The following is a 24,609-nucleotide window of genomic DNA, read 5'->3' on the forward strand; positions in this document are numbered from 1 at the left end:
AGTGAAGCCAACACTGAGGAGTGCGATGAAGGGTCCGGGCCTTGATGTCGGCGTTCTCGGCGTGCTGCCCGTCCGAGCCGACCACTTGGACTCCCCCGCCGCGGTCGACGAATGGCTGCGCTCGGCGGGGTCGGTCGAGCGAATTCGTCAGGTCGGCGCGATGTCGCGGGACAAGCTCGCCCGCTTCGTGTCCCTGCTCGACGCCTCGACGGGTGCCGAGCTGCTCGGCTCGGTCGATCCCGACCTGGCCACCCGGATCGTGCGAGCGGCCGAAGTCACACAGTCGGCGCGGTGGCTGGAAGCACTCGAAACCGACGAGGCCGCCGAAGTCCTTCGGCGGCTGACCAATTCGGCCCGAGAAAAGCTGCTCGCCCAGGTCAACGAGTCTCAGGCGCTGGTTCTTCGCGAGGCCTTGCGCTGGCCTCCGACCTCGGTTGCCGCCCACATGCTGCCCGACGTGTTCACCATTCCGGATTCGATCACCGCCGCCGAGGCGGAGGCCATGCTGCGCACCCAGAGCGAGCAGGTGCGCGGCCGGGCGCGGGCCGGCGCTCTGATCTACGTGACCGACGACGACCTTGGGCTGACCGGGTTTCTGGAGTTCCAGGATCTGGTGCTGGCCCAGCCCGACCAGCCGGTCGCGGAGCTGAGCAGTGAAGATCCCGTCTGGGTTCGTCCCACGGTCGACGCGGAGCAGGCCGCCCAGTCGCTGGTCGACTACGAGCTGGCCGCGCTGCCGGTGGTCGACGAACATCGCAGGCTGCTCGGTGTCCTTACCGCCGACGCCGCGGCCGACATCATCGAGACGGAGGCCACGCGGGACGCCGAGCGCCAGGGTGGTTCGGAACCTCTTGAAGTCCCCTACCTCCGCGCATCACCATTTCGACTGTGGCGCAAGCGAATTATCTGGCTGCTCGTGTTGTTCGTCGCCGAGGCCTACACCGGCACCGTGCTGCGGGCGTTCGAGCAGGAGATGGAGGCCGTCGTCGCATTGGCCTTCTTTATCCCGCTGCTGATCGGCACCGGTGGTAATACCGGGACCCAGATCACCACCACGCTCGTGCGGGCGATGGGGACCGGCCAGGTGCGGCTGCGTGATCTACCCCGAATTCTGGCCAAGGAAATGTCGACCGGCTTCCTCGTCGCCCTGACGATGGCCGCGGCTGCCATCGTTCGCGCGTGGACTCTCGGCGTCGGACCGCAGATCACTCTCACGGTGTCCTTGACGGTCGCCGCGATCGTGCTGTGGTCGGCCCTGGTGTCGTCGGTACTGCCCCTGCTACTCAAGAAGTGCAAGGTGGATCCGGCCGTCGTGTCGGCGCCGATGATCGCCACGATCGTCGACGGCACCGGGCTGATCATCTACTTCTTGATCGCCCACGCCACGCTCCCGCAGCTCGCCGGGCTCTGAGATCGACCGGCGCTAGAAGGTCCAGGACTTCGATCCGCTGGCCGGCGTGCCCGTCACTATTCCGTTGGCGACCGTGTAGTAGCCGTCGTAGACGGTGAGCGTGACTGTCTTGCCGGAGTAGCTGGTAGTCGCAGACTGGGCGTTGATCGAGCTGGTTCCGAGGCTTTGCTGGTTGCCCAGGTAGACGAAGTTGAACCCGCTGGTGATGGTGTACCCGGCGCCTCCGACGGTGTACGCGCTGCCCCCAGCATTGTCCCCATCCGCGTCGTAGACGGCGATAGATGTCACCGTCGGAGACAAACCGAAGAAACTCGCCGTGGTGCCGCCCGAGATCGTCGGAGCGGTGTTCGCCGCGTAGATGGGGACGTTGACCGTGGCATAGGTCGTGCCGCCAAATCCGTCATTGACCGCGACGGTGAATGAGTCGTCCACCGCCGTACCGGTCGCGCCAATCTTCGCCGCACCGTGGAAGTACGCCTGGTTCTTGGTGATCGTGTAGGTGTACGTGCCGTCTGCATTGAATGTCACCGTGCCACCGTTGGTGGTGGTCGTGGTGGCGGCGTGGGTACTCGGATTGACCAGCGAGTAGGTGAGCGTGTCCCCGTCGGCGTCGGTCGCGGTGATCTTGCCGGTGGTCGTCTGCGTCCAGGTACTCGTGTTCAAACCCCACTGCGCCGAGTTGGTGCTACCCGCGTTGGTCGTTGTCTGGACAATCGCGGGCGGGGTATTGGGCACCGTCGGGCTGACGGGCAGGCTCAGGGTGACCGTGCGGCCGTTGGCGTCGGTGGCGATCACGGTGACCACGTCGGCGGGCGACGTGGTGTGGCCCAGAGTCGAGTTGCGGGTGTAGGTGAAGGCGCCGGTGGCCGAGTTGAACGACGTCACGGTGCCCTTCGTCGGGACGGTGCCCAGGCTGTAGGTGAACATTCCGGCGTCGCTGGTCGGGATTGGCACCGAACCGCTTTCGACGTTCTGCGTCGAGGTGTTGACATTGGCCGCGGTGACCGATGTGGTGTTGGGCACGGTGACCGTCGCGATGGTGTTGCCGCCGTGACCGTCGGACACCTGCACCTGGAAGCTCTGCGAGGCTCCAGCCGTCGAGCTCGAGACATACGTGAACGCGCCCGTCGTCGAGTTGAGGGTGACGATGCCCCCGTTGTTGGTGCCGTTCTTGGTGTAGGCGGAGTTACCGCTCAAACCGTTGACCGACGAGCTGACCAACGAGTAGGTCAACGTGTCACCGTCGGCATCGCTGCCGCCGACGGTGCCGCGCACCACGCCCAGCGCGTCGGCGCCACTATTCGAAGGGGATGCCGTCGGAGGGCTGTTCGTCCCATTGATGATCTGGATTTTGAAGGTGACCGTGTAGGGCGCGCCGTCCGCGGTCGTCACTGGAATGTTCACGGTGTCGTACGCATCGGCCGGGTTTTGCGAGGTTGCCCTGTGGAAGAACGCTGCGCCGGGAAGCGTGTTGGTGTAGGTGTATCCACCGCCGTAGGTGTTGATGGTCACCAACGCCCCGCCTGCCGAGGTGTAGGTGTTCCCGTCCGCGGGCTCGAAGCTCACCGCGTTGCCGTCCTGATCGACCGCAGTGAACGTTCCCGCCGCGTACTCGGATTCCGAGCTGCCGCTCCCCAGGGTGTAGAGGTAACTCCCGTACCCAGTGCTGGTCGTGAAGGTCTCCAGGGCAGCCATCTGCTGGAACCGCTTGTACAGGCCGACCAGCGCGACGTAGGTCACGACCGTGAACGGATTCACTTGGGCCGCAGTCCAAGTCGGCAGAGTTAGGTTAAACGCCTCTGCCGGGCTGCTGTACACACCACCACCGAGGGCTACCGATGCCGCGATCTTGGTTTCGAGACTGGTGGAGTTACTGAGGTCAGCCCTGGTGACGGTGGCCCCGGTGGTGACATAGATGGCATCGATCTCCCACTGGGCCGGGTCGTAGACATTGTTCAACATGTCCGTCAAGACAGTTGCTGCCCCGGCTACGGCAGCGCCCATGATCTTGTACGGCGTGATGATGCCGAAGGTGCTCGCCCCGGAGGAGATGGTGAAGGGCGGCACCACCCGGTTCAGGAAGTCACCCCACGCGTTGAGGGTGTCACTGAACGTATAGCCGGGGATCGCCGACGTGACAAAAAGGTGCAGGACGCCGATGAGATCGGGAACCCACCTGGCCGGACTGCCTGTGATCGCGGTCGCAACCAAGGAATCGAGTTGCGCGTCTGCGGCGTCGAGACTCTGATCAATTTGGTAATTGGTCACCGTAACGAAGCTGTGCGGCGGTCCGGGCCACCCGGTGAGCCGGTCGAGCGCCCTGGTCAGAGCGCCGACGAAATACCACGGCCCCGTCCCGGCCGTGGCGGTCGCAGCAGCGGTCGGCGCCACCGACGCGGCGGCGGGCTTGGACGTGGTGGTTGCGGTCGACGTGGCCGTAGCGCTTGTCGCTGCGGCGGTGGAATTGCTGATGGCCGTCGAATCTGTGGAGGCGGCAGTGACAACCACGCTCGTCTTTGTCGACACCGCGGTCGCAGTCGGTGAGGTGGCGCCCTTGGACGCGGTCGATGGCGACGCGCTGTTCGACACGCGATTGGGCCGGGGTTTGGCCGAACCGACGGCGCCGTGCGCGACAGTCGCGCTAGAAGCCTTGGCGGAATCGTCCGCCGAGGTCGGCTTCGAACCGGAATCCGACGACCCTCCGTCGGTGGCGGCCGCCGCCACGCCCTGGCCGGCACCTACCGCCAGACCAATGCCGACCGCGGCGGCCAGAATGCCGTTGCGTGCCGCGCGCTTCCTGTTGCGTGCGACGACTTTCCGATGCCGAGCCGCCTGCTTTCTGTGGCGACCTGCCTGCTTCTTCTTCGAAGCCACCGACACTCCCGACCGACGAGATATGGCATGCGCAGATATTCACGCGTGCGTGAATATCTGCGCCGCTTTCCTGATCTCGCAACGTAACATTGCGTCTATCGCCTCGCAAAGAATCCACACCGTCGAATGTGTCGCAACAACTTTGAGCTGTGTAGTCGCTGTGTAAGTCGTCGATTTTGCGCGTCTGAGCGCCAGATCTAATTCTTAGGCCAGCAAAGTATTGCGCAGATCGTCGGGAGATCGGCCGGAGCAGCGCCCTACCAGGACTTCGTGGTGCTGGCCGGCGTGCTCGTCACCACACCGTTGACGACGACGTAGTAACCATCGGTGACGGTGAGGGTGGTTCCACCCCACAGGGTGCTGGTGCCGACGCCGAGACCACCGTAGGTGAAGCTCGATCCGTTGTCGCTGAACGAAAGGCTGTCACCGTCAGCATCATTGACGGTGATGGTGTTGATGTTGCCGGCGAACTTCGTGCCACCCGAGATCGTCGGCGCACTGTTGGTTGCGTAGACGGGCACCTTCACTGCGAGCGTGTTGCTGCCGCCGTAGGCGTCCGCGACGGTGATGTTGATGTAGTCGTTGACCGCACTGTCTGCCGCACCGATCTTGGCGGCCGCATGAGATTGAGCATTGCTCACGGTGCGGGTGTAGGTATAGGTGCCGTCACCCTTGAGGACCACAGTGCCGCCGTTCACCGTGCTGAGAGTGATGGTCCCGGTACCGGTCGGGGCGGCCTGCCCGTTGATCGTCACCGCGTCCCCGTCGGCGTCGCTCCAGCTGATCTTGCCCGTGGTTGTCTGCGTGGTCCCGCTGCGAGTGCCGACGGTTGCCGCGGTCACCACAGACACCGTAGGCGCGGCGTTCGAAACCGTCGGGGTGACATTGATCGTTGCGATGGTGACCGACCTGCCCGAACTGTCGGTGGCCTTGATGGTGAACGAATCGTTCGGGGTTGTGCTGTGGCCCAGACCGGCCGTCCGGGTGTAGGTGAAGCTGCCGTCGGAGTTCACCACCACGCTGCCCTTGGACGGCGAGGTGCCGCCGAGGCTGTAGGTCAACCCGGTGTCGCCGGACGGGACGTTCAGCTGGCCGGTTTCGACACCCGTCGTCGAGGTGTTGACATTGGTCACCGGCGACGGTGTCGTGAGCGACGATAGGTTGACCGTCGCCACCGTATTGCCGCCATGGCCGTCGGACACCAGCACGTTGAACGAATCCGACGTCACCCCCGCGGTCGGGATATAGGTGAACGAGGTGCCGTTCAACTGGACGATGCCGCCGTGTGTGGTGGTCGCCGAGGTTGCCGTTGCAGCCGTATTGCCTGCTCCGGCAAGGCTATACGTGAGCGTATCGGTGACCGGCGTGGTGGACAGCGTGATGTAGTTGTAGTAGCTGTCCGGATCGGACCCGGTGATGGTGCCACGCACCACGCCAAGCCCATCGGTGCCACTGACGCTTACCGACACAGTGGACGATGGAGGCGAATTGAGCGTCTGGATCGGGATCGAGTAGACGACGTTGGTCGTGCCGCCGAAACCGTCGCTGATCGCGATCGTGAAGGTGTCGCCAGGAGCACCGGGCACAGCAGCGTTGTGCCAGAAGAGATCTTGGGTTCCCTTGAGCATCTTCTGGGACGTGTAGGTGAAAGTCCCATTTGCGTTGACGGTCACCGAACCACCATTGGTGGTGCTGTAGGTACCTGCCGCGAACGTCACCGTATCGCCGTCGGCATCCGTCGCGTTGAGAGTGCCCGTCGTGGTCTGCTGCCGGTTGAAACTGGCGTCCGTGTCGTTCAAGGCCGACGTGGCCACTGTCAGACCGTTACCCACCGGCGCGGTATCGGCCACCGTCGGGGCGACGTTGATCGTCGCGATGGTGACCGACATGCCGGTGGCGACGTTGGTGCCGATGACGGTGAACGAGTCGGCAGGAGTCGTCGTGTGACCCAGGCCGGCCGTTCGCACGTAGGTGAAGGTGCCGTCGGCATTGACCACCACGCTGCCCTTCGACGGACCCGTGCCCAGGCTGTACGTCATCAACCCGCTATCGGCTGCCGGAATGCTCAGCTGACCGGTGACAGTGCCCGCCGTCGCGGTGTTGACGTTCGCCACACCCGACGGCGTGCCGAGCGGCACCGAGACAGTCGCCGTCGTCGTGCCACCATGTCCGTCAGAAACCAAGACCTGGAACGAGTCCGACGTCGACGCCGACTTGTTCGGGGTGTAGACGAACGAGTTGCCGGTCAGCGTGACGATGCCGCCGTTCGCGGTGTACTCCGACGTCCCGGTCGTGCCGACCAGCGAGTACGTCAGCGAGTCGCCGTCGCTGTCCGAGCCGTTCACCGTGCCGCGCACCACACCGAGACCGTCGGCACTGCCCACCGAGGAACTCGACGACGGGCTCGAGTTCTCCGTCTTCAGCGCAACGGAGAAGGTGACTGGCGTTGTGCCACCCAGTGAATCGGTCACGTTGATGTTGACGGTGTCGTACTTGTCCGAGGTCGGCGCGTTCGTGGCCGCCGCCTTGTGCCAGACATCGGAGTAGCTGGACAGCGTGTAGAGGAATCCGCCACCTGACGTCACGGTCACCGTCGCGCCGTCGGCCGAGGTGTAGCTGCCCGCGGCCACGGTCACCGCGTTCCCGTTCGCGTCGACCCCGCTGAACGTGCCGGTCGTGGTCTGGGTGCCCGGAACTGTCGCGGTGCCGTTGAGCATCGTGCGCGGGGTGAACGTACCGCCCGTCGCTGTGGTCGTGGCCGTGATGGTCTCCAGCGGCGGAGATACCGAAACGGTCGGCAACGTGAAGCTCTTGCCGTTGGCATCGGTGGCGACGATCGTGAAAGTGTCGGACGTGCTCACGCTGCTCGACAGCGAGGTGTTACGGGTGTAGGTGTAGGTGCCGTCGGCGTTGACCACCACCGTGCCCTTCGCCGGACCGGTGCCGAGGGTGTAGGAGAGCAGACCCGAATCACCGCTCGGGACATTGACTTTGCCATTTTCGACGTACGCGCTGGTGCCCGTCGTCGCAGTGCCGAGCGACAGCCACGTCGTCTCCACCACTGTCTGGGTGGTGGTGCCGCCACGGCCGTCAGAGACCAGGACCTGGAACGAATCCGTGGTGATCGACGTCGATGTCGGGATGTAGGTGAACGCGCCGGTCGCTGTGTTGAGCTCGACGATGGCGCCCTTGCTCGTGTAGATCGAGCTGGTGGTCGCCCCGGTGGTACCCGGGTTGACCAGGCTGTAGGTCAGGGTGTCTCCGTCGATGTCATTTCCGTTGACGCTGCCGCGCACGACGCCCATCCCGTCGCGCGTCCCGACGACGATGGCTGCGGTCGGCGCGTTGTCGGCCGTGCCGGTGTAGTGGACGGTGATCGTCTCGGTGATGGTGTGGCCGTCGGGCGCGTACGGATGGTCGAGATTTTGACCGACGATGTTGCCGTTCTGGCCCGTGACGTCACTGATGGTGACGGTGAAAGTGTCTGTGTCCGAATGAGATTGGTTTGTGCTGCGGGTGTAGAGGAACGAACCGTCGGCGCCGATGGACACGGTGCCTTCGGACGGCTCGGTGAAGGTGTAAGTCAGGTCGTCGTCGTCGGGGTCGTAGGCGTTGATCTGGCCGGGAACACTGAACGCGACCTGGGTGCCCTGGGTGTAGCCGGTGAACACCGGGAGGTGGTCGAGGCCCACCTGCTTGAACCGGTCATAAACGGCGACCAGCGCGACGTAACACACGATCGAAAACAGGTTCGGCGCGGCGCTCGAGGAGAACGTCATGCCCATGACGTCGTACGGGCGCAGGGCACCGAGCTGCCCGCCATTGGAGGCCGCGTTCTCGAGATCCTGCACGTTGTAGTCGCCGGCCAACAAAGTGTTCAGGACGTCGACCAGGGCGCCGACGGCCGCGCCGGCGACCTGCGCCTCGGAGAGGCTACTGGTTGCCATCTGGTAGGGCGGGACAATCCGGTTCAGCAGCGAGCCAAGCACATTGAGCGTGCTGGAAAACGTGTAGCCGGGGAGGGCCGACTTGAAGAACAAGTTGACCAGAGCCATGGTGTCGGGAATCCACTTGGTGGCCGCAGTGGGATTCGCGACGAGCAGGTCCATCGTGATGTCGTGGGCATCGAGCGCCTGGTCGAGGGCATAGTTGGCCGACGTGACGAATTTGGTGGTGGGCGGCTCAGGCCAGCCCACCAGCTGATTAAGGATTGCCTGCAGGGTGGCCACGAACTGTGCGGGCGATCCGAGCGGGGCGTCCGACGCTGTAGCGGTCTTCGCAGCAGTCGCGACCTTGGCCGTGGACGTGGTCTTGACGGTCGTCACGGCACCCGTGCTGGGCGAGGCAACGGGCGTGCTGACGGTGGCGGTCGTGCTGACGGTGTTGACGGTGTTGACGGTGTTGACGGTGTTGACGGTGGCCAGGCTCGAGACAGTCGAAGCGGCCACCAAGAAGGAGCTGGGGATCGTCGTCGATCGCTTGCTCACGGTGCGGCTGCGGGCAGAACCAGCGGTGCCCTTCGGGGTGGATGAATTTCCCGACTCATTGGTCGTACTCGGCTTCGATCCGGAGTCTGACGAAGTCTCATCGGGGGCGGCCGACGCCACTCCCTGGCCGGCGGCCACCGCGAGGCCGATGCCCACCGTGGCCGCGAGAAACCCGTTGCGCGCCGCACGCGTCCTATTACGAGCGACGACTTTCCGATGACGGGCCGCCTGACTTCTGTGGCGACCTGCTTGCTTCTTCTTCGAAGCCACCGACTCTCCCGATACGTGAGACGTGGCCTGACTCACACCCCCGCGGATGTAGATATGTGCGCCACTCTGTTGACGTCGCAACGTAACACTACGTACGCGTGTTCGCCAAGGATTTGCACTTCCGAGCGCGTCACAACGCCGTGAGCTGTGATTTTTTGTTCGGCAGACCGTCGTTGCGCGTCTCCGACGTCAATGAACGTGTTCTAGTTTCTAGAACAGCAAACTATTATGCAGGGCGTCCAGACATCGGGAGGGCACTACCAGGACTTCGTGGTGCTCGACGGCGTGCTGGTCACCACACCGTTGACGACGACGTAGTAACCATCGGTGACGGTGAGAGTGGTTCCACCCCACAAGGTGCTGGTCGCAACTCCACGACCGCCGAAGGTGAAGCTGGAACCATTGTGGACGAATGAAAGGCTGTCCCCGTCAGCATCATTGACGTTAATCGTGTTGACGTTGCCGGCGAACTTGGTACCACCTGAAATCGTCGGCGCGCTGTTGGTCGCGTACACCGCCACCTTTACTGCGGTAGCGGCGCTACCTCCATAGCCGTCGGCGACCGTGATGTCGATGTAGTCGTTCACATCGCTGTCGGCGGCACCGATCTTGGCCGCCTGATGCGACTGCGCGTTGCTCACGGTGCGGGTATAGGTGAACGTCCCGTCGCCCATGAGCACCACGGTGCCACCGTTTCTGGTGCTGAGCGTGATGGAGTTGGAACCGGTCGGGGCCGCCTGTCCGTTGATCGTCATCGCGTCGCCGTCGGCATCGCTCCACTGGATCTTGCCGGTGGTGGTCTGCGTTGTCCCGCTGCGAGTTCCGACCGTCGGCTGTGTGACGACAGACACGGCAGGCGCGTTATTGGACACCGACGGGGCCACGTTAATCGTGGCGATGATCACTGACTTGCCCGTGGCGTCAGTCGCTTTGATGGTGAACGAGTCGTTCGGGGTCGTGCTGTGACCCAGGCCTGCCGCCCGGGTATAGGTGTAGGTGCCATTGGAGTTGACGGTCACCGAACCCTTCGACGGGCCGCTGCCCAGGCTGTACGTCAGCCCCAGCCCGGTGTCGCCAGCCGGGACGTTCAACGAACCGGTCGTGACACCCGCTGACGTGTTGGTGTTCGTCTGAGGCGACGGCGTCGTCAGCCCGGTGAGGGTGACCGTCGCCGTGGTAGTGCCACCGTGGCCGTCAGACACTTGCACCTGGAACGAATCCGACGTGACCCCCGCCTTCGGAATGTAGGTGAACGAGGTGCCACTCATCATGACGATGCCGCCGTTGGAGCCGTACACCGAACCACCCGTCGTGCCGACCAGGGTGTAGGTCAAACCGTCGCCGTCGCTATCGGACCCGCTCGCGATGGTGCCACGCACCACACCCAGGCCACTACTGCCCTGACTGCTCACGCTTCCGCTCAACGTCGGCGCCGCGTTTTGCTTCTCGATCGGGATCGAGTACGTCACCGCAGTGGTACCGCCGAAAGCGTCGCTGACGTTGATCGTGAACGTGTCGCCGGGGTCACCGGTCACCGCATGATCGTGCCAATAGCTGTCCGAAACACCGAACCACGCGTACTTCTGCAGCGAATAGGTGAATGCTCCGCTGGCGGTGACGGTGATCGAACCACCATTGGCGGTGGTGTAGGTTCCCGCGGCCCAGGTCAGTGGATCACCGTCGGCGTCAGTGCCTTTCAGCACGCCGATCGTATCCTGCCGATCGTAGGGACCCACGATGCGGGTCAGCGCCGAACTGCCCACTGTCACACCGGTACCCGTGGGAGCACTATTGGACACCGTCGGGTTGACGTTGACCACGGCGATGGTCACGGTCATTCCACTGCTGTCGGTTCCCAGAATCGTGAACGAGTCCGTCGTGGGCTGGGTATGTCCCGCAGCGGTTCTGGTGTAGGTGAAGGTGCCGTCGGCGTTGAGCACCACACTGCCCCGGAGCGCATTGGGGGCGGTGCCGATGCTGTAGGTCATCAACCCGCCGTCGGCACCGCTGATATTCAGGTTGCCGGTGACCTTGCCGGGGACGGAGCTGTTGGTCGTGACCGGCGACGCCGTGCTTACCGGCACGGTCACGGTGGTCGTGTAGGTATGGCCGAAGCTGTCGGTGCTGGTCAGCTGGAACGAGTCCGTCGTCGCGCTCGATGCCCGGTTCGGGGTGTAGGTGTATTTGCCTGTGGTCGGGTTGAGCTTGACGACGCCGCCGTTGGCGGTATATGCCGATCCCCCGCTTGCGCCGCCGAGTGAGTAGGTCATTGGGTTGTCAGGGTTTTGCGGTGTCGTGACGGAGCCGCGTACCACACCCAGGCCCGAGGTGCTGTCGACCGTGGTTGTCATCGACCCCACAGCCTGGTTGTAGTAGACGGTGACGGTGACCGTCTTTTTGGTTTCGTTGCCGTCCGGCATGTACGGCTTTGAGACGCTGATCTGGCCATCGCCTTGGGCGAGGACCGTCATGGTGAACGTCAAGGTCTTGGGAGACTTGTCGCTGGACAAGGGATTCCAGTCCCAGACCGTCCAGTTCATCCGCCCGTTGGTCCCGTCCACGACGGTGACCGTGAACCGGCTGTCGTTGGGTTCGGTGAAACCGAACGAGGTGATCGGGTCACCGTCGGCATCGTAGAACTGCACGTATCCCGACACGGTCGTGCCACTCGCACCCGGCAGATGCGCGCTGGTCTGTTGCATGTCCGTCACTACGGGCTGGTGATCCCTCGCCACATCCGCGAACCGCCGGAAGATCGCGACCACAACGACATACATGGCGAGCGATACCGGGTTCGGCGCTTGGCCGAGGTTGACCTTCATGTCCAAGACGTTCTTCGGGGCGAGGAAGGCAGACCGTGCAGCCCCGATGACACCGTCCATGTCGTTCTCGGTAAGCCCGTAGAGGACGGGGTTCGAGGCGATTTTGGACATCGCTTGGGCGAGGCTCAACGCCTCGGCTATCCAGTGGTTGATGTCGACGGTCTGGGAGGTGTTCAGCAGCGTGATCGCCCCGGCGAGCACCGCGGCCGTCACGGAGGCCTGGGTGATCGTCGACGGCGCACCGTCCACCATCTTGAACGGCGGCACGAACTGGTTGAGAAGGCTTCCCAGGGCATTCAACCCGTACGACAACCTGTCGACAGCGATGCGTGACACGAAGAACATGTTCAGAATGTCGATCGGCGTCTTGAGCCACGAGTTGGCCGCCGAAAGTGGTTCTGCCAGAAGGGCGTTCAGCTGTGCGCCCCAGGCATCCAGCGATGTTTGGATGTTGTAGTGCGCCGGGGTGGTGATCGGGCCCGCGTCGCCCTGAACGACCGACATATCGCCGTTCATCGAATACGCGGCAGCCGACGGGGCCGTGGCGGCCACAACAGCAGCCGCGGGAGCGGCGGTGGCGATACTTCTCGCGGAAGCGGCCTTCGGATTGGCAGTGCCTGTCGATGTCACGTTCGACGAACCGGCGCCCGGCGTTGCCGGCGTGTCCGTCGCTGTCTCCGTCGGGTTCGCTGTCGTCGAGGAATCAGGCTGAGCGGTCGCGTCAGTCGTGCCGGTGGTGTCGGTCGAGGTGCCGGCCGCGGCGAGTGACCGGGCCGAGCCCGTCGACCGAACGACCGTCGTGGAACCACTGTTGGAGTTCGAGGCCGGCGGCTTGGCTGCCGGTCGGGTGCGCGCCGGACCGGCCGATCCATTGGCGCGGTTGGAGGTCCCAGAGTGGCTGGAATTGCTCCCCGAATTACCCGCAGAATGCGGGGCTCCGGAGTCCGATGACCCGCCGTCCGTGGAGGCTGCGGCAATGCCCTGGCCGACGCTCACCGCGAGACCCAGGCCTACCGCAGCCGCAAAAATCCCGTTGCGAGCCGCGTGCTTCCTAGTGCGGGCGACGACCTTCCGATGGCGAGCCGCCTGCTTTCTGTGGCGACCTGCCCGCTTCTTGGAACTCACCGACTCTCCCCGACCTGTGCGCCACTGTGTTGACACCGCAACGTAACACCCCGTTCACAGGTTCGCCATGGTTTTGTCCCAGGAAAATGGCAGGAAGCCCGTGAACTGCGCATTTAGGAAGTGATAGACCGTGTCGGCGTGTCTCACGCAGGGGCGAACGTGTTTCAGTCATTTAAATCAGCAAATTTGCGCATACGACGCTGCGGAGTGGGGCACGGCAGCGGGCTAAACGCCGATCGTCAGCAGGCCGTCGTAGTTGACCGTGACGGTGTAGGTCACCGTGTGACCGTCGGGCGCGTAGGGATGGCCCAGGCCCGCGTCGACCAACTGTCCGGCGCTGTCGTCGATGGTGACGGTGAACGTGTCGGTGTCCACGGCCATCACGTTCGAGGTGCGCGTGTAGGTCCAGGAGCCATCGACGCCGACGACCACGGCGCCGTTGGTCGGCTGGGTGTACGTGTAGACCAACGGATCGTTGTCGGCGTCGGTGGCGTTCACCTGGCCGGAGACGACTGCCAGGAGCTGACCGCTCTGGGAAGGGGTAGCTGTCGGCAGATGATCGAGGGCCACCCACTTGTAACGGTCATACACCGCGACCAATGCGGTGTAGGCGATCAGCGAGAAGAAGTTCGGCACCGCGCTGGTGTCGAACGTCATGTTCAGGACGCTCCCCGGGTCCGTCAGACCGGCCGTCCCGCCCGCTTCCGCGGCGTTCTCGAGGTCCTGCGGGTCAAAGTCACCAGCCAGCAAGGTATCCAGGACCTTCACCATTGCGCCGACGGCCGCGGCCGCAACCTGCGCCTTCGTCAGCGTCGCACTCTGCGGGTCTTTGATCGTGTAGGGCGGCACAACCCGGTTCAGCAGCGAGCCCAAGACGTTGAGGCCGTCGGAGAACGTGTAGCCGGGCAGCGCCGAAACGACGAACAGATTGATGATCTTCATCGTGTCGGAGATCCAGCGGGTGGCTGGCGTGGGGTTTGCTACGTAAAAGTCGATCGTTGAGTCGAAGGCATCGAGAGCCTGATCCAGGGTGTAGTTGGCCGGGGTGGTGAACACGGTGGTGGGCGGCTCGGGCCAGCCCACCAGCTGGTTCAAAATCGCCTGGAGCGTGGCGACGAACTGCGCGGGTGATCCCAGCGGGGCAGCCGAAGCGGTCGCGGCCGCCACGGCGGCGGCAGGCTTGGCCGTGGGACCGCTGGCAGAGAACATATTGGTGAGATCACCTGCAGCACGGCTAATCTCGTCTTCAATACGAGCCCCGGCGCCACGGATGGCGGCGGTCCCCCACTCCGGAAAGCTCTTCATCGCGCCGGCGGCGTTCTCGAGCGCACCGCGTCCCGCGTTCAGCAGATCGCTCGCTTCGATCCTGACATGGACCGCTTGGCGCGCCAGCTCCGCCGACCGCGGCGTGACCGCGGCGGCGACGGACGCCACCGTCGGCATAGGCACCGCCACGGAGTTTGCAGCGGGAATAGGAGGTTTGCTGGCCGCTAGCGCCGGCTGCACGGACTGTCGTTTCGACGCGGCCCTGCCCTGACTGGCCCGAGGTGTCGTCGATTGCTTCTGCTGGTGGTTCGACCGCGCGGGCCCCGCCGAATCGCTGGCGGTTCCGGAATTCGACGAGCCATCCGTGCCGGCCCAGGCGGTCCCCTGTCCGAAGCCGACCGCCGCGGCCAGCCCGACGCCGACCGCACCGACTCGCAGCCATTGCGCGCCGTCAAAGGTCTCGAACATCGTGGGCTTGCGATGGCGACCCTTAGCCCGACGCGGATTCCGGGGACTAGGGGCGGCCATGGCGGCTCCTTTGCGTGCGTTGTCGTGACTAGGCCGGCACATTCCTCATAGCGGCGCGCTCCCTGGGAGCGCGACGGTGAGAACTGTGTCGTGGCTCACACGCATTCCTTGATGGAGACGCACGCTACATACTGCGCCGCAACCTAACATCGGCCAGTTCTTTTCGCCAAGGTTATTTTCGGTGTGGAAGTCGGTGCAGTCGCTTGAGCAGCGGATTCACTCTTTGCTGGTCAGTTCGTTTCCCGTCAGATCACGTCGGGCGGCGGGCGGCGTGCATCCGGGTAGCAAACTCACGCATGGATCAGAAACCCGCCTTTGTGAGCGAGTGCCGGCCGGCGTGCTGGTGACCATGCCGTTGACCAATGGCATGGTCACCGTCGGTGGCGTTGAGTGTGACGGAGTTGCTGTTGTTCAGACCGGCAACCGAAATGGTCGCGGCTGAATTCGCGGAAAAGTACGGCGTGTCGGCAGCGAGGCCGCCGGTCGCGTCTGCCGTGACGAAGCCCTCACGAACGATGCACTGGGGCTTTCGTCGCGTTGCCATCTATAGCTAAATGACTCTGCTGTCAATATCTAGCCAGCATCGGCGCCCACCAAGAGCGTCCACAGCCGCGCAGCCAGGGCACATGGCACGCCGGTGCTTCCTAGCGCCATTGAGATGCAGATCGAAGCCCGCCGAACGGCAGCCTTCAGCAAAGCCGATACCGGATCGAGCGATTAGCTGAGACGGATCAGATCCTCAATGGGTTACCGCTGCTCAGAGGGCGCGATCGGCGAGCAGTCGCTCGACGTATTTCGCGATCACATCGACTTCGAGGTTGACCGGTGTATCGACGGGTGCGCGGCCCAGCGTCGTGAGTGCCAGCGTCGTCGGGATCAGCGACACCTCGAACCAGTCGTCACCAAGCCCGGAGACCGTCAAGGAGATGCCGTCGACGGTGATCGAGCCCTTCTCGACGACGTACCGCGACAGCTCGGCCGGCAGCGCGATGCGCACGACCTCCCAGTGCTCGGACGGCGCACGGGACACCACCCGCCCGGTGCCGTCGACATGCCCCTGAACGATATGACCGCCGAGCCTGCTGTTGACCGCAGCGGCACGCTCCAGATTGACGGCACTGCCGACGTGGACGGCAGCCAGGCTGGAGCGATTGAGGGTCTCAGCCATGACGTCGGCGCTGAACTGCCCGTCGGGCAGCACCTCCACCACCGTCAGGCACACACCGTTGACAGCGATCGAGTCGCCGTGGCGGGCGTCAGCGGTGACGACGGGCCCGCGAATGACGAAACGCGCGGCGTCGGCCAGCTCGTCCTTGCCGACCACCTCGCCCAATTCTTCGACGATTCCGGTGAACACGCGCCCAATCTAGCCCGGCCCCGGCGACACTCGCTTAGCCCTACTAAAATTGCAGGTCACAGCGCATAAGCCAGACTCCGTCCGGCCTGGCAGCGCAATCCACGTCGGCACGACCCTCTACGATGCACCTATGCCGACGTGCCGCCGAATGTTTGCCGTCCTTGTCGCTCTCTTCGCCACCGCAGCCCTGTTCGTCGCCGGCTGCTCCTCGTCGTCGAAGCCCTCCGAGCCGCTTCCTGACGCAGCCGGGTTGCTGCAGCAGTCCATCCAGGTCACCAAGGGTCTCAAGAGCGCCCACCTCGACATCGCCGTCAACGGAAAGATCGAGGGCCTGCCCGTCAAGAAGCTCACCGGCGACCTGACCAACGTGCCTGCCGTCGCGGTGTCGGGGAACTCCACGATCTCGATGGGCGGCTCAGATGTCGACATCCAGCTGGTGGTCCTCGACGGCACCCTCTACGCCGCGCTGACCCCCAACAATTGGCTCGACATGGGCCCGGCCAAAGACATCTACGACCCCTCGGTGGTCCTCAACCCCGACACCGGGTTGGCCAACTGGCTGGCCAGCATCACCGGCGCCAAGTCGGACGCCAGCGAGACCATCAACGGAGTGGACACGATCCGGATCACCGGCAACGTCACCGCCGACGCCATGAACAAGCTGATCCCGCTCAAGGCGACCAGCCCGCTGCCGGCCACGGTCTGGGTCCAGAAAGCCGACCCCCACCAGCTGGTCCAGGCCAAGGCCGATACCGGCAATGGCAGCAGCATCCAGATCACGCTCTCGGACTGGGATAAGCCCGTCACCGTCACCAAGCCCGCTGTCTGACGGGCCGCTGATGGCTGAGTCTCTCGACACCGCCGCCCACCGGTCACAGCGGACGGGCCGCAGCCGCCGGATCGCGATCAGCGCCGGCAGCCTGGCGGTCCTGCTCGGCGCGCTCGACACCTATGTCGTCGTCACGATCATGACCGACATCATGTCGACCGTCGGCATCCCGGTGAACAAGCTGCAGCAGGTTACGCCGATCATCACCTGGTATCTGCTGGGCTACATCGCGGCCATGCCGCTGCTGGGCAGGCTGTCCGACCGGTTCGGCCGCAAACTCGTGTTGCAGCTGTCCCTGGTGACCTTCGCGGTGGGCTCGGTGGTGACGGCGCTGTCCACCGACGTGACCATGCTCATCGTGGGACGGCTCATCCAGGGCATCGCCAGCGGCGCCCTGCTGCCCGTCACGCTGGCGCTGGCCGCCGACCTGTGGGCGGCCCGCAGCCGGGCCGCAGTGCTCGGCGGTATCGGCGCAGCGCAGGAGCTGGGCAGCGTGCTCGGCCCGCTGTACGGCATCGGCGTCGTGCTCCTGCTGTCGAAGTGGCAGGACGTCTTCTGGATCAACGTGCCGCTCACCGTGATCGCGATGATCATGATCCACTTCAGCCTGCCCTCCCACGACCGGTCCGCGAATCCCGAGAAAGTCGATCTGGTCGGCGGCATCCTGCTCGCCATCGCACTGGGTCTGGCCGTGATCGGTCTGTACAACCCGTCGCCCGACGGCAAGCAGCTGCTGCCGCCGCACGGCCTGATCCTGGTCGGTGGTGCGATCGCCGCGGCGATTGCGTTCGCGGTGTGGGAACGCTTCGCCCGCACCCGGCTGATCGAACCTGCCGGCGTTCGGTTCATCCCGTTCCTGGCCGCGCTGGGCACCTCGCTATGCGCCGGCGCGGCGCTGATGGTCACGTTGGTCAACGTCGAATTGTTCGGGCAAGGCGTGCTCGGCAAGGACCAGACCCAGGCCGCATTCCTGCTCTTGCACTTCCTGATCGCGCTGCCCATCGGTGCTCTGATCGGCGGCTGGGTCGCCACCAGGATCGGCGACCGGATCGTCGCGGTGGTCGGCATGCTGATCTCGGCAGGGGCCTACTTGCTGGTGTCGCACTGGGGCACCAATGTGCTGACCGCGCACCACGATCTGGGATTCGTCTCGCTGCCCGTAATCGACACGGACCTCGCACTGGCCGGGCTCGGCTTGGGTCTGGTGATCGGTCCGCTCACCTCGGCCGCGCTGCGCGTGGTGCCGTCGGCGCAGCACGGCATCGCGTCGTCGCTGGTCGTGGTGGCCCGGATGACGGGCATGCTGATCGGTGTCGCCGCACTGAGCGCCTGGGGCCTGTACCGCTTCAACCAGATCCTGGCCACCCTGCCCAGCCCCGGCGGCAACACGCTGGCCGCCAAGATCGCGGGCGAGGCCGAACGCTACCGCACCGCGTTCGCCATGCAGTACGGCTCGATCTTCTTCATCACGGTGATCGTGTGCCTGGTCGGTGCCGCACTGGCGCTGTTCATCGGCGGCAAGCAGGCGCACGCCGACGAGACTGAAGCGCAGGCCTCGCTAACCGCCACGCAGTAAGTCCACATCGCGGGCCAGCAGATCGGCCCACGTGTCCCGGCGCACCACCAGTCGGGCGTCACCGTCCTTGGCGAACACCACTGGAATCCGGCGCGCACCGTTGTACTGGTTAGACATCGTGTAGCAGTACGCCCCGGTGACCGGCACGGCCAGCAGATCGCCGATAGTCGGATCATCAAGGGGCACAGCGTCAATCAGCTGATCACCCGACTCGCAGTGCCGACCCACCACGGTGACGGTGTCACCACCGCCGACCCGGTTGACGAGGCTGGCCTCGAATCGCTGCCCGTATAGCGACACCTCGAGGTTGTCGCCCATCCCGCCGTCGACCGCGACGTGCGTGCGCGTGCCGCGTTTGACGGTGGTCACCCGATAGACGGTGCACGCCGCAGCGGCCGTCATCGAACGGCCCGGCTCGACGATGATGCGGGCATCGGCGGGAACCAGTCCGCGGGCCTTGCCGATCATGGTGTCGGCGTAGACATCCACCGACGGCGGCTGGTCGGCGTATGTATAGCGGACGCCGAGACCGCCGCCGAAGTCGTAGACATCGAAATCGCCGAGCTCGGCGACGGGGGCCACGGCGGCGGCCAGCTGCTCGGCATCGAGCAGCTGGGAGCCGACGTGGGTGTGCACGCCGTCGCAGCGCAGCACCCGGCTGCGGCGGATTCGGTCGATCGCCACGCGCGCGTCCTCGGGCAGCAGGCCGAACTTCGAGCCGGCGTGCCCGGTGGCGACGGCCGCGTGGGTGTCTGCTTCGATGCCCGGCACCACCCGCACCAAACAGGCCTGCCTGGTGCCCGGAGCGACGATCCGCTCCAGCCGGTCTATGTCGTCGAAGTTGTCGACCACGATCAATCCCACGCCCGTGCCGACCGCCAGTTCGAGTTCCTCGTCGGTCTTGGCATTGCCGTGCAACAACATCCGGGCCGGGTCGGCACCGGCGGCCAGCGCGGTCACGATCTCTCCCCCGCCGGCGACGTCGAGCAGCAACCCCTCCTCGCCGGCAAGGCGTTGAATCGCCGTGCACGGGAACGCTTTCGACGCGAACGCGACATCGGTTCTGGGCCAGCGGCTGCGGAACGCAGCGAGGTAGTCCCTGGCCCGTTGCCGCACCGCGTCCTCGGCGACCACCATGACCGGAGTACCGAACTCCGCCGCGAGCGCGTCCAGCCGGCAACCGCCGACGCTCAGGGCACCGCCGTCGACGACGGAGCCGGGCGGGAACAGGCCGAGCACGTCGTGTTCGCTCATCCCGTCATCTTCCGCCATGTCCGGGGTATCGACCGACCAGTCGACGGGTACCCGAGTGCACATGAGCAACGAACTTTCTGGCAAGCGAATCGCGTTCCTGGTCGCCCCCGAGGGCGCCGAGCAGGTCGAACTGACCAAGCCGTGGGAGGCCGTCGAACACGCCGGTGGCACTCCGGAGTTGGTGTCGACGGAAGTCGGCAAAGTGCAGGCGTTCAACCACCTGACCCCTGCCGACACCTTCGAAGCCGACAAATCCGCCGATGCGGTGTCGGCCACGGACTACGACGGATTGGTGCTACCGGGCGGCGTGGCCAACCCGGACTTCCTGCGCACCAAACCAGCCGCGGTTGGCTTGGCCAAGAGCTTCTTCGACGCCGGTAAGCCGGTGGCTGTCATCTGCCACGGGCCGTGGACGTTGATCGAGGCCGACGTGGTGCGAGGCCGAAGGATCACGTCGTGGCCCAGCCTGCAAACCGATCTGCGCAACGCCGGCGCAGAGTGGGTCGACCAGGAGGCCGTGGTGTGCACTGCAGGGCCGAACACGGTGGTGTCCAGCCGCAAGCCTGACGATCTGCCGGCATTCTGCGAAAAAATGGTGGAGGCGTTCGCCGGGTAGCGACGGCTAGCCCGGAATCAGGCTCAGCAGCAGATCGGGCCCGATCCGGTCGACACCGTCGTACTGCCATCGCAGCGCCCGGGCGATGCTCGGCACACCGACATCGTCGACGGCGGTGACGGGGCCGCCCAGCAGGATCGGGCCCACGTAGGCCAGGATCCGGTCGATCACCCCGGCCCGCAGGAAGGCGCCGGCCAGTGTCGGGCCGCCCTCGACGAGCACATCGGTCCGGTCCGACAGCGCCTGGATGACCTCATTCGGGTCGTGGGTACGGATCACCATCGTGCGCGAATCATCGTTGAGCACATTGGCTTCCTGGGAGATCTCCCGCTTACCGACCACCACCCGCAGCGGCTGCCGCTCGGCCAGCCCGCCACCGGGCAGCCGGGCCGTCAGCGTCGGGTCGTCGATGAACACCGTGCCCGTACCGACCACGATCGCATCGCACGCCGCGCGTCGCACATGCAGATCGGCACGCGCCGCGTCACTGGTGATCCACTGCGAGGAACCGTCGGCGGCGGCACTGCGCCCGTCGACACTGGTGGCGTACTTCCAGGTGACATGCGGCCGGCCGGTGCGCTGTTTGTGCAGCCATTCCCGCAGCGGACCGCCGGCCACCTCATCGGCGCATACCCCTGGAGTTACTTCAATGCCATTGTCGCGCAGACGATCTGCGCCGCCCGATGCCACCGGATTGGGATCGGTGACGGCATACACCACTGCGGCCACCCGGGCCTGGATCAGCGCGTCGACACAAGGTGGGGTGCGGCCCTGATGGTTACACGGCTCGAGCGTGACGACAGCGGTGCCGCCCGCGGCGCGCTCCCCCGCCTCATGCAACGCCATCACCTCGGCATGTGGGCCGCCTGCCGGCTGGGTGCCGCCGACGCCGACCACATCGCCGTCCGAGCTCAGAATGACCGCTCCCACAGGGGGATTGGGATAGGTCGAACCCTTGACCTGCTGCGCCTCGGCGATCGCCAGCCGCATCGCGGCGTCGAAGGCCGCCGGCGTGGCCGTCATATCCGCAGATGCTGCGAGGCGGTGGCCGCCTGGCGGCGCAGTGCCTCGACCGCGATCGCGGGGTCGTGGGCGCCGTAGACGGCCGAACCCGCCACGAAGCAGTCCACTCCCGCCTCGGCGGCCAGCTCGATGGTCTCGGCGTTGATACCGCCGTCGATCTCGACCAGGATCGTGAGCTCACCGGAGTCGACCAGCCTGCGGGCCGTCACCACCTTCGACAGCACCTCGGGGATGAAGCTCTGGCCGCCGAAGCCTGGTTCGACCGACATCACCAGCAGAGTGTCGAAGTCGCGCAGGATTTCCAGGTAGGGCTCAAGCGGGGTGCCCGGCTTGACCGACAGGCCCGCCTTGGCGCCGGCGGCACGGATGTCGCGAGCCACCCCGACCGGGTTGTCGGTCGCCTCCGCGTGGAATGTGACGTTGTGAGCCCCTGCCTCGGCGTACCCGGGCGCCCAGCGGTCCGGGTTGTCGATCATCAGGTGGCAGTCCATCGGGATGTCGGTGGCCGCCAAAAGGCTCTCCACCACCGGCAGGCCGAGGGTGAGGTTGGGCACGAAATGGCCGTCCATCACGTCCACGTGCAGCCAGTCGGCGCCCTCGACAGCGGCGGCCTCGTCGGCAAGGTGGGCGAAGTCGGCGGACAGGATCGACGGCGCGATCATCGGACGGGACGGTGTCGCCATGACAGTAACCCTAGAGGTCCTTCTGCAGGGCAGCGGCGAACATGGCGTCGGTACCGTGCCGATGCGGCCAGAGCTGAACATGCGGACCGTCGCCCAGATCCTCTGCCGGGGCGAACAGCGGCCGGGTGTCCAGCGCGATGACGGGGTGCCGTCGCAACGCGTCGGACACGACGCCGACGGTCTCGGCCAGGTGCGGTGAACAGGTCGCGTACAGGATCACCCCGCCGGGACGGGTCAGGGCGATCGCGGCGGCCAGCAGCTCGCGCTGCAGCTTGGCGAGCACCGGGACGTCGGCCGGGGTGCGCCGCCAGCGGGCCTCCGGACGGCGCCGCAGCGCCCCGAGCCCGGTGCATGGCGCGTCCACCAGCACCCGGTCGAAAGTGCCCGGCTCCAGGGCTGACTCGCGACCGTCGACCCGCAAGACCTCGACCGGCAGTCCGCGGGTGTTCTGTTCGACCAGGTCGGCCCGTCGCGCCGCCGGTTCGATCGCCGTCACGCTGCCGCCGTCCTGCGCGGCGATCGCGGCGATCAGCGCGGTCTTGCCGCCCGGCCCCGAGCACAGGTCCAGCCAGCGCCCCCCGTCCTCGCCGGCCAGCGGGGCCAGCGTCAGCGCCTGGGCCACCAGCTGGCTGCCTTCGTCCTGTACCAGCGCCTTGTCGTCGCGCACGGCCGCCAGCTTGCCGGGGTCACCGCCGCCCAGGTAGACGGCATACGGCGAGTACCTGCCGACCGTGCCGTCGACGGCGGCGGCCAGCTCCTGCGCGGTCAGCACACCCGGGCGCGCCGCGAGGTGCACTGCCGGGCGGCCATTATCGGCGGCCAGGGCGGCGTCCAATTCGCCGGCGCCGGCGCCGAGGGCGTCGGCGAACGCCTGGGCGATCCAGCGAGGGTGGGCGTGCACGAACGCCAGATGACCCACCGGGTCGGTGGCGGCAGGCGGGGCCAGCTCGGCGACCCAGGACGCTTCGTCCCGGCCCGAGATGGTGCGAAGCACGCCGTTGACGAAACCCGCTCTGACGCTGTCGAATTCGATGCCGGCCTGCTCGACGGTGGTGGACACCGCGGCATGCTCCGCGACGTTGGTGCGCAGCAGCTGATAACTGCCGAGGCGCAGCAGATCCAGCAGCACGGGGTCGATCTGATCGATCGGACGTCCGGCTGCGGCGGCGATAACGGCGTCGAGCAGACCCAGCGTGCGGCAGCTGCCGTACGCCAGTTCGGTAGCGAACGCCGCGTCGCGGCCGTGGATTCCGCGCTCGGTCAGCATCGGCGGCAGTACCAGGTTCGCGTAGGCGTCGCGTTCGGACACTGCGCGCAGCACGTCGAACGCGGCCTGCCGGGCCGGATCCAGCGGGGTGCGCCGCGGCCGGCGCGGCGGGCGCTGCTGGGCGCGGTCACGGCCGGGTGGCGCCCCGGTTCGGTCGCGTTTCTGACCCGACTGATGGAAATGCTTGCCGCCCTGCGGCTTTCCCTTGCCAGCTTCGCTCATGACGCCTGCACCGCCTCGTCGAGTCGAGCGCCGCGAGCCCAGTCCGCGGCGTTCATCAGCTTCTTGCCCGGTGGCTGCACCTGGCCCAGCACCACAGGCTGCGACCCGGTGCCGACCCGCACGCCGGCTCGATCGACCGCGATCGCCCCGGGCGCCAGCGGCGGCGCCGCCTCGTCGACGCCGACCGGGCCGAGCTTGACCCGCAGGTCGCCGATCATGGTCCAGGCGCCTGGGTTGGGGGTGACCGCACGGATCTGGCGCTCGACGACGTGGGCGGGTAGGTCCCACGAGACCCGCGCCTGCTCGACGGTGATCTTCGGGGCCAGACTGATTCCGTCGGCGGGTTGCGGCACAGGGGTCAGCGCGCCGTCGCCGATACCGTCCAGCGTCGCCTCCAGCAAGCCGGCTCCCGAGACCGACAGCCGGTCCAGCAGATCACCGGCAGTGTCGGCGGGCCGCACCGTTTCGGTGACCACGCCGTAGACCGGACCCGAGTCCAGGCTCGGCTCGATCAGGAAAGTCGTTGCACCCGTGACGCTGTCGCCCGCGGCGATAGCCGCCTGTACCGGCGCCGCTCCTCGCCACGCCGGCAACAGGGAGAAGTGCAAGTTGATCCAGCCGTGTACCGGAACCGCCAGCAGCGCCTCGGAAAGCAGCGCGCCGTACGCCACCACCGCGCAGCACTCCGGCGCCAAGTCGGCCAGCTCGGCGATGAACTCCGGCGAGTTCGGCCGCGCCGGGCGCAGCACCGGGATGCCCGCCTCGGTGGCCAGCCGTGCCACCGGCGACGGGACGGGTGTGCCGCGGCGTCCGGCGGCCGCGTCGGGGCGGGTGAGCACCGCGACCACCTCGTGGCGCGCGGAGTCGATCAGCCGCTGCAGCGACGGCAAAGCCGGTTCGGGTGTGCCCGCGAAAACGATTCGCATGCCTCTACTTTCGCATCTGGCAGAACTCGCGCTGCAACACCCCGGCTGTTGACACGACAAACATCGTCGAAAT

Annotated in this window: 17 protein-coding genes; 7 read left to right on the top strand and 10 right to left on the bottom strand. The window is 66.0% G+C overall.

Translation table 11 applies throughout. The features are described 5' to 3' along the window. Positions 1-25 precede the first annotated feature (25 nt). Positions 26-1,411, top strand: a complete 1,386-nt coding sequence (gene mgtE / locus CG716_RS08100) for a magnesium transporter (RefSeq protein WP_094478248.1) — start codon at positions 26-28, stop codon at positions 1,409-1,411. 12 nt (positions 1,412-1,423) lie between these two features. On the opposite strand, the gene CG716_RS08105 is transcribed toward mgtE, so the two are convergent. Together CG716_RS08105 and CG716_RS08110 are read right to left on the bottom strand one after the other, a co-directional pair. Next, positions 1,424-4,285, bottom strand: a complete 2,862-nt coding sequence (locus CG716_RS08105) for a beta strand repeat-containing protein (protein WP_133066888.1) — start codon at positions 4,283-4,285, stop codon at positions 1,424-1,426. 257 nt (positions 4,286-4,542) lie between these two features. Beyond that, a complete protein-coding gene (locus tag CG716_RS08110; RefSeq protein WP_094478252.1) occupies positions 4,543-8,610 on the bottom strand; it encodes a beta strand repeat-containing protein in 4,068 nt (1,355 codons plus the stop codon). Between CG716_RS08110 and CG716_RS08115 the strand changes: the two genes are divergently transcribed. After that, positions 8,597-8,992, top strand: a complete 396-nt coding sequence (locus tag CG716_RS08115) for a hypothetical protein (protein ID WP_133066889.1) — start codon at positions 8,597-8,599, stop codon at positions 8,990-8,992. The two genes, CG716_RS08110 and CG716_RS08115, sit on opposite strands and share 14 nt — an antisense overlap. A 307-nt stretch (positions 8,993-9,299) precedes the next feature. Here CG716_RS08115 and CG716_RS08120 read toward each other — a convergent pair whose 3' ends face one another. Continuing rightward, positions 9,300-12,416 (bottom strand): Ig-like domain-containing protein, encoded by a 3,117-nt coding sequence (locus tag CG716_RS08120; RefSeq protein ID WP_094478256.1) that lies wholly within the window; start codon positions 12,414-12,416, stop codon positions 9,300-9,302. Positions 12,417-12,438: 22 nt separating this feature from the next. Here CG716_RS08120 and CG716_RS30115 point away from each other — a divergent pair, with 22 nt between their 5' ends. Then, positions 12,439-12,576, top strand: a complete 138-nt coding sequence (locus CG716_RS30115) for a hypothetical protein (RefSeq protein WP_165774063.1) — start codon at positions 12,439-12,441, stop codon at positions 12,574-12,576. A 638-nt stretch (positions 12,577-13,214) separates the two neighbouring features. On the opposite strand, the gene CG716_RS08130 is transcribed toward CG716_RS30115, so the two are convergent. Then, on the bottom strand, positions 13,215-14,783 hold the full coding sequence (locus tag CG716_RS08130) for an Ig-like domain-containing protein (RefSeq protein ID WP_133066890.1): 1,569 nt from the start codon (positions 14,781-14,783) through the stop codon (positions 13,215-13,217). A 181-nt stretch (positions 14,784-14,964) separates the two neighbouring features. Here CG716_RS08130 and CG716_RS29845 point away from each other — a divergent pair, with 181 nt between their 5' ends. Beyond that, entirely contained in the window at positions 14,965-15,225 is a 261-nt protein-coding gene (locus CG716_RS29845) for a hypothetical protein (protein WP_133066891.1), read from the top strand. 315 nt (positions 15,226-15,540) lie between these two features. On the opposite strand, the gene CG716_RS08140 is transcribed toward CG716_RS29845, so the two are convergent. Then, positions 15,541-16,140 carry a riboflavin synthase gene (locus CG716_RS08140; protein ID WP_094478263.1) on the bottom strand — a complete coding sequence of 200 codons (600 nt, stop codon included), beginning with the start codon at positions 16,138-16,140 and terminating at the stop codon, positions 15,541-15,543. A gap of 130 nt (positions 16,141-16,270) precedes the next feature. Here CG716_RS08140 and CG716_RS08145 point away from each other — a divergent pair, with 130 nt between their 5' ends. Both CG716_RS08145 and CG716_RS08150 read left to right on the top strand, forming a co-directional pair. Next, entirely contained in the window at positions 16,271-16,969 is a 699-nt protein-coding gene (locus CG716_RS08145) for an LppX_LprAFG lipoprotein (protein WP_165774064.1), read from the top strand. Between the two features lie 10 nt (positions 16,970-16,979). Beyond that, the gene (locus CG716_RS08150; RefSeq protein ID WP_094478267.1) at positions 16,980-18,545 is read left to right on the top strand and encodes an MFS transporter; all 1,566 of its coding nucleotides are present in this window, start codon (positions 16,980-16,982) and stop codon (positions 18,543-18,545) included. On the opposite strand, the gene lysA is transcribed toward CG716_RS08150, so the two are convergent. Then, entirely contained in the window at positions 18,528-19,799 is a 1,272-nt protein-coding gene (gene lysA / locus CG716_RS08155) for a diaminopimelate decarboxylase (RefSeq protein WP_234817752.1), read from the bottom strand. The genes CG716_RS08150 and lysA overlap by 18 nt on opposite strands. A gap of 61 nt (positions 19,800-19,860) precedes the next feature. On the opposite strand from lysA, the gene CG716_RS08160 reads away from it, so the two are divergent. Then, a complete protein-coding gene (locus tag CG716_RS08160; RefSeq protein WP_094478269.1) occupies positions 19,861-20,415 on the top strand; it encodes a type 1 glutamine amidotransferase domain-containing protein in 555 nt (184 codons plus the stop codon). 6 nt (positions 20,416-20,421) lie between these two features. Here CG716_RS08160 and ribD read toward each other — a convergent pair whose 3' ends face one another. The 4 genes from ribD to fmt are packed head-to-tail and all read right to left on the bottom strand — an operon-like array spanning position 20,422 to position 24,536. Beyond that, a complete protein-coding gene (ribD, locus tag CG716_RS08165) occupies positions 20,422-21,438 on the bottom strand; it encodes a bifunctional diaminohydroxyphosphoribosylaminopyrimidine deaminase/5-amino-6-(5-phosphoribosylamino)uracil reductase RibD (protein ID WP_094478271.1) in 1,017 nt (338 codons plus the stop codon). Beyond that, complete coding sequence (gene rpe / locus CG716_RS08170) at positions 21,435-22,121, bottom strand: ribulose-phosphate 3-epimerase (protein ID WP_094478273.1); 687 nt, start codon at positions 22,119-22,121, stop codon at positions 21,435-21,437. Before rpe ends, ribD begins: the two co-directional genes overlap by 4 nt. 10 nt (positions 22,122-22,131) lie before the next feature. Further along, the gene (locus tag CG716_RS08175) at positions 22,132-23,610 is read right to left on the bottom strand and encodes an RsmB/NOP family class I SAM-dependent RNA methyltransferase (protein ID WP_207760603.1); all 1,479 of its coding nucleotides are present in this window, start codon (positions 23,608-23,610) and stop codon (positions 22,132-22,134) included. Next, positions 23,607-24,536: a methionyl-tRNA formyltransferase gene (fmt, locus tag CG716_RS08180; RefSeq protein WP_094478275.1), complete on the bottom strand. Its 930-nt coding sequence runs from the start codon at positions 24,534-24,536 to the stop codon at positions 23,607-23,609. The genes CG716_RS08175 and fmt overlap by 4 nt, the downstream gene beginning before the upstream one ends. Positions 24,537-24,609: the final 73 nt, after the last annotated feature.

The organism is Mycolicibacterium sphagni (genome assembly GCF_002250655.1).
Lineage (GTDB): Bacteria > Actinomycetota > Actinomycetes > Mycobacteriales > Mycobacteriaceae > Mycobacterium > Mycobacterium sphagni.